Below are 1,390 nucleotides of genomic sequence, written 5' to 3'. Positions count from 1 at the left end.
AGGAGGTCTCTTACGTGAGATTATTTGTTGGTCTAGATGTAAGTTCGTTTGATATGAAAGTTTGCTTTTTGAATGGTGAAGGAGAAAAGCTAGATTCTTTTTCAGTCAGTAATGACTTACCAGGTGCACAGGTGCTTAAAGAACGATTATTACAGTGTACAACCAATCAAGAGGTTGAAATTTTAAAAATCGGCTTAGAATCTACATCTGTTTATAGTTTTCACCCATCCATGTTTCTCCACCATGACGAAGACTTAAAAAGATTTGGCACAAAGGTATTTCTTCTAAATCCAAAACAAGTCGCAAACTTCAAGAAAAGTTATTCAGACATGAATAAGACTGACGAAATTGATGCCTTTGTCATCGCTGATTACTTACGATTTGGGCGAAATCAAATGTCCATCGTGAAAGAAAGTCAATACGTGGCATTACAGCAATTAACAAGATCTCGTTATCAACTCGTTAGAATGTTGACAAAGGAGAAGCAACATTTTCTACAACACCTAAGTTATAAATGTAATACGTTCTCACAAAAAGTCGATTCTTCTATATTTGGTAACGCCATGATGGAATTGTTCCTTGAAAAATTCAGTCTAGAAGAGCTAGCTGACATGCCTTTAGAGGAACTCGCTGAGTTCCTACAGGAAAAGAGTAAAAACCGATTTGGTGACCCGAAATGTGTCGCATCAACCATTCAAAAGGCTGTTCGCACGTCGTACCGTTTAGATAAGGTGGTAGAAGACTCAATCGATATTCTTTTAGGAACATCAATCGAAATCATTCGTACCTATCAAAAACAAATTAAAGAACTAGAAAAATCTATTAAGCGGATCATGGCTGGATTAACGCAAACATTAGAATCCATTCCTGGAATCGGACCTATATATGCCGCTGGTATTATCGCTGAAATTGGCCAAATCGAAAGATTTGACGATGAAACCAAAATCGCAAAGTATGCCGGGTTATATTGGCGTACATACCAGTCTGGCCGGTTCACTGCTGAAAATACTTCATTATCTCGTAATGGGAATCATTACTTGCGGTATTACTTAGTTGAAGCCGCCAACTCTGTAAGGAAGCATGTATTGGAATACCAAGAATATTACGCAAAAAAGTATAATGAAGTACCAAAACATCAACACAAACGTGCACTCGTTCTAACCGCAAGAAAATTTGTGCGATTGGTGGATGCGCTACTACGTAATCACCAACTCTTTACGCCTGAAAGGTGTGTGAAAGTGTGACATAAAACCTGTCATCGCTACCTTTCAATAAATTCCAGTATTTTACATAAAATACTGGTCTAGTTTCGTGATGTCTTTTTTAAGCAATTTGTCCTTTGATAACTTCAAAAGATATTATTTTTCAGTTGACATACTACCGCAGGTCT

At 37.3% G+C, this 1,390-nt stretch carries 1 protein-coding gene; it reads left to right on the top strand.

Annotated features, from left to right (window positions below; all coding sequences use genetic code 11):
* The first annotated feature begins 14 nt into the window (after positions 1–14).
* A complete protein-coding gene (locus MR168_RS32900; RefSeq protein WP_086411350.1) occupies positions 15–1,244 on the top strand; it encodes an IS110 family RNA-guided transposase in 1,230 nt (409 codons plus the stop codon).
* Positions 1,245–1,390 lie beyond the last annotated feature (146 nt).

The sequence above is a fragment of the Bacillus cereus group sp. BfR-BA-01356 genome (genome assembly GCF_022663635.1).
GTDB lineage: Bacteria > Bacillota > Bacilli > Bacillales > Bacillaceae_G > Bacillus_A > Bacillus_A cereus.
Note: the sequence above shows the minus strand (reverse complement) of the source record. Positions and strands in the feature narration are given on the sequence as shown.